This is a genomic window from Mariniflexile ostreae, from assembly GCF_042427585.1.
GTDB classification, from domain to species: Bacteria; Bacteroidota; Bacteroidia; order Flavobacteriales; family Flavobacteriaceae; genus Pseudalgibacter; species Pseudalgibacter ostreae.
In genome coordinates, this window is the sequence record NZ_JBHMFC010000030.1 from 1 (window position 1) to 4,764 (window position 4,764).

The 4,764-nt window shown below is 35.4% G+C and carries 6 protein-coding genes and 1 tRNA gene; 1 reads left to right on the forward strand and 6 read right to left on the reverse strand.

All coding sequences use genetic code 11. The annotated features are described in order from the left end of the window. Window positions 1–154 precede the first annotated feature (154 nt). From ACFFU9_RS08260 to ACFFU9_RS08280, 5 genes are all read right to left on the reverse strand, one after another. Entirely contained in the window at window positions 155–1,567 is a 1,413-nt protein-coding gene (locus ACFFU9_RS08260) for an MBL fold metallo-hydrolase (protein ID WP_379860930.1), read from the reverse strand. Between the two features lie 125 nt (window positions 1,568–1,692). Further along, a complete protein-coding gene (locus ACFFU9_RS08265) occupies window positions 1,693–2,484 on the reverse strand; it encodes a sulfite exporter TauE/SafE family protein (RefSeq protein WP_379860931.1) in 792 nt (263 codons plus the stop codon). Beyond that, entirely contained in the window at window positions 2,485–2,898 is a 414-nt protein-coding gene (locus ACFFU9_RS08270; protein WP_379860932.1) for a DUF6691 family protein, read from the reverse strand. It lies immediately after the preceding gene. Between the two features lies 1 nt (window position 2,899). After that, entirely contained in the window at window positions 2,900–3,460 is a 561-nt protein-coding gene (locus tag ACFFU9_RS08275) for a YeeE/YedE family protein (protein WP_379860933.1), read from the reverse strand. 46 nt (window positions 3,461–3,506) lie between these two features. After that, on the reverse strand, window positions 3,507–4,136 hold the full coding sequence (locus ACFFU9_RS08280; protein ID WP_379860934.1) for a Crp/Fnr family transcriptional regulator: 630 nt from the start codon (window positions 4,134–4,136) through the stop codon (window positions 3,507–3,509). Window positions 4,137–4,281: 145 nt separating this feature from the next. Here ACFFU9_RS08280 and ACFFU9_RS08285 point away from each other — a divergent pair. Beyond that, window positions 4,282–4,355, forward strand: a tRNA-Arg gene (locus ACFFU9_RS08285). Window positions 4,356–4,493: 138 nt separating this feature from the next. Here the strand turns inward: ACFFU9_RS08285 and ACFFU9_RS08290 are convergent. After that, window positions 4,494–4,700: a transposase gene (locus ACFFU9_RS08290; protein ID WP_379860935.1), complete on the reverse strand. Its 207-nt coding sequence runs from the start codon at window positions 4,698–4,700 to the stop codon at window positions 4,494–4,496. Between the last annotated feature and the right edge of the window lie 64 nt (window positions 4,701–4,764).

The following is a 4,764-nucleotide window of genomic DNA, read 5'->3' on the forward strand; positions in this document are numbered from 1 at the left end:
AATAAATTGGCAATAGATAAAAGTGAATCAGAGGACATAGAAATTTTTGCTCCAAAGTTCTTTCTTTTTTAGTTACTCCACAACTTTTTGCGTTGACCCGTTTTATATGTATGAAGCCTTGTTCTTTTTTCTGCAAGACTATCAAAATTATAGTTTACAGTGTGCTAGGACAAACAAAGTCGGTTTTAGGCAAATCTGTTTTTTTAATGGCATCAAAACCGCCTTCAATATTTATTAAATTCTCAACTCCTCTTGCCTTTAAAATAGATGCAGCAATGGCGGAACGGTACCCACCGGCACAATGGATGTAATACGTTTTGTTTTTATCTATGGCATTCATGTTCTTATTAATAACGTCTAAAGGAAAATGCTTCACATGACTTCCTTTTAAATGCTCCGATTGGTATTCTCCATCTTTTCTAACATCTAAAATATTCAAAACCTCTTTTTTAAAACGTTCCGCTAAGGTTTCTACAGAAATGGAGTCTATATTTTCTGTATCTTTTCCTGCCTTTTTCCATGCCATTAATCCACCTTTTAGATACCCCAATGTATTGTCATAACCTACACGAGACAATCGGGTAACGGTTTCCTTTTCCATCCCTTCTGGGGTAATTAATAAAATAGGTTGCTTTAAATCGGTTATTAAAGCACCTACCCAAGGCGCGAATCCCCCCTGTAATCCAATAGAAATGGAATTGGGTATATGTGCTTCTAGAAACTCTTTTTCTGTTCGTACATCTAGCATCAATGCGCCAGTATGATTGGCGATGGCTTCAAATTCTTTAGGACTTAAAGGGGTGTCGCCCTTTTTTAGGATGGTTTCAAAACTGTCGTATCCAGACTTGTTCATCATAGCATTTTTTGCAAAGTACTGAGGCGGGGGCGGAATGCCATCCAGTACTTCTTTAACAAATTCTGCTCTTGACATATCTTCACGCAAGGCATAATTTGTTTTTTTTTGTTCGCCTAAAATGCCTATGGTTTCTTTGCTTAAATTTTTACCACAAGCAGAGCCTGCTCCATGGGCTGGATATACAATAACATCATCTGGCAATGTCATAATTTTATTTCTTAAAGAATCATAAAGCATACTTGCCAAATCCTCTTTGGTGAGGTTTGATTTTATAGCCAGATCTGGCCTGCCTACATCGCCTAAAAATAAGGTATCTCCAGAGAATATAGCATGCTCTTTACCTTTAGCATCTAACAAAAGATAGGTAACGGACTCTAAAGTATGCCCTGGTGTGTGTAGCACTTTAATAGTGAGATCACCAAGCTTAAAGGTTTCATTGTCTTTTGCTATATAAGCATCGTATCCCGTTTCTGCACTTGGGCCAAAAATAATGGTTGCACCTGTTTTTTTAGCCAAATCGATATGGCCAGAAACAAAATCGGCATGAAAATGTGTTTCAAAAATATATTTTATTTTAGCGTTTTCACTTGCTGCCTTGTCTACGTACTGTTGTGTTTCCCTTAAAGGGTCTATTATAGCAACTTCGCCGTTAGATTCAATATAATATGCACCTTGAGCCAAACATCCTGTATAAATTTGTTCTATTTTCATTTCGTGTTATTTTTATTTCCTTTTAATAGGCTTGTATTATTAATGGTTCTTTTATAAAAAAGAACCGAAACCAACCAAATTTAATAATTATCACCGGGTTTTATCGCGTATTATAGCTTCTTTAACTAATTGATTTCTTTATATATAATATAAATGGCCATAATTAAAGTAAAAATACCAAAGCTTTTTTTGAGCTTTTCTCCACTTATAAACTTTGAAAGATAAACGCCTATTAGAATTCCAATAATAGAAATAAAAGTAAAAATGAGTAGAAAAACCCATTCAATTTTTAAATTTTGGATATCCCCTAAAAAACCAATAAGCGAATTGATTGTTATAATAATTAAAGAAGTACCCACTGCTTTTTTCATAGGTAAATTGGCCCACAATACTAAAGCAGGAATATATAAAAAGCCACCGCCTGCACCAATAAGTCCGGTTACGGTACCAATAGCAAGACCTTGTATAAACGTGTAATAATAGGCTTGTTTATGCTTTTTATCTTCTTGTATTTTCGCTTTCCTTATCATAGAAATAGCTGCTAAAACCATGATAAGGGCAAAAAATATCATGATGCCCATTTCTTTTGTCAACATAAATTTATTGAAGGAAAAAAGAATATCGGGTATGTTAGGAACTAAATACATCCGCGATAAGTAAACCGCTAAAAACGAAGGGAATGAAAAGGCTAAACCGATTTTAAAATCCACCAAACCTTTTTTGTGTTTTTGATAGGTACCTACCAAAGACGTGGCACCTACAACAAAAAGAGAATATGCCGTTGCCATAACGGGGTTGTATCCTAAAAGATATACTAGTAAAGGTACGGTTAAAATAGAACCACCCCCACCAATAAGGCCCAAAATCAAGCCTACAATCAATGCTCCAGTATAGCCTATAAGGTGGATGGTATCCATTTAATGGGGGAGTTTGTCTCTTATTAAGCCGTATACATAAGTTCCTAACAACGCGGCCGCTATAACGATAAGGATGCTAAAAGCACCCGTGCCCACTAGAATGTACATGGGGCCAGGACATGCGCCAGATAGCGCCCAGCCTAATCCAAATAAAGTGCCCCCCACAATATAACGAACCCAGCCTTTATCTTTGGGTGGTACGGACATATACCTCCCTTCTATATTTTTAAATTTAAACTTTTTCGAAATAAAAACTAAAAGCATTCCTGTAATAACTGCCGACCCAATAATACCGTACATGTGAAATGATTCAAAGCGGAACATTTCATAAATGCGATACCATGATACAGCTTCTGATTTTACGAGGACGATTCCAAATACAACTCCGACAATTAAAAATTTTATAAACGTCATATCAACTAAAAATTAAAGGAAATAAAAGATGAATCATAGCTAAGCCTCCAATAAAAAATCCAATTACAGCAATTAATGAAGGTCTCTGTAAATTGCTCAATCCTGTTATGGCATGTCCAGATGTACAACCGCCGGCATAACGGGTACCAAAACCGACTAAAAAACCTCCGATAACTAAAATAGCTAGACCTTTAGCCGTAAAAACAGCATCCCAGCTAAAAAGTTCTGCTGGCAATAATGCTGCTCCTGCGTTTTGGAAACCTAAAAGAGAGAGGTTTGCTGAGGTTTTGGGATTTAAATCGATACTAACTGGGTCAGATAATAAAAAATGAGCTATATACCCTCCCATTATAGCGCCTAGTACAACCACTAAGTTCCATTTATCTAATTTCCAATCAAAGTCAAAAAACTTAGTCTTTTTTCCTGCTCCTGCCATAGCACATAAAGTGCTTAGGTTTGAAGACATGCCAAAGGTTTTTCCGAAGTAAATAAGGATAAACATAATGATAGCAAGTAATGGGCCTGAGATGTACCATGGCCAAGGGTTTAAAATAGCATCCATATATTTTTTATGAATTAGGTTTTTTAAATAGTATAGTCTGTTTTTTTTACAATACTTCGATTTTATTTCGACTTAATTTTATTTTATTTTGATTTTCTAATTGTTTAAGAAGCCTGGAAATAACAACTCTGGACGTGTGTAGGTCTTCTGCGATTTCCTGATGTTTTACAAAAATGGTTTTAGAATCATGTAGAATGGTCTTATCAATCAAAAACTTAAGCAAGCGTTCGTCCATTTTTAAAAAAGCAAGGGTATCAATAGTGTCTAGCATTTCGCTAAAGCGTTTTTGATAGGTGTTTAATATAAAGCCTCGCCATGTTTCATTGGTGTTAAACCATTCCTGCATGTTGTTTACAGGAATCATAATTAAGCTTGAATCTTTTTCAGCAATAGCCCGAATCTTACTTTTTGAAGATTCTGCACAACAGCTTAGGGACATGGTACAGGTATCACCCACTTCTAAAAAATAGATAAGCAGGTCGTACCCATTTTCATCTTCTCTTAGGATTTTAACATGACCGCTTACCAGTAAAGGAATGTGGGTAAGGTATTGGTTGATATCAATAATAATATCATCTTTCTTAAAGTTTTTTAAAATACCAACTTCAGAAATAGCGGTGATTAATTTGGTGTCAAAAATATGACTAAAATTTTTCTGTAATAGCTCAGTTTCCATGCTCAAAAATAATGATTTAAAATTTGGAATAAATTGTTTGGTTATAAATTAATAAAAATACTATATTTGCACCCGTGTTAACAACCTTATGGCGCTTGATATATAAAACGCTAGTATTATTACAAAGGTAACATGAATTAAAAATGGCCTCGTGGCGCAACTGAATAGCGCACTTGATTACGGCTCAAGAGGTTACTGGTTTGAATCCAGTCGAGGTCACTCTAAGCTTTGTCAAAAAGCACCAAAACCGCGCAAATCCTAGGATTTACGCGGTTTCTTATTTTTTAGGGATTCATCCAATTTGATCTTTATGGTAGCTCTATGGGGATCAAGTCATAAAGTTGTGGGATTTTAAGATTATGCATAAATTGTTGTAAGTCTATATAGGAAGAACTCTACGTTTCTAACCCCTCTGAACTGCGCTCTAAATGCCTTTATTTTTGCATTGAACGATTCTGCCGAAGCATTGGTGCTTCTGTTGTCAAAGTAGTTCAGTATGTTTTGATAATGGATGGACATTGTTCGGATCAAGTCAAAAAGTTGTGGGATTTTAAGATTATGCATAAATTGTTGTAAGTCTATATAGGAAGAACTCTACGTTTCTAACCCCTCTGAACTGCGCTCTAAA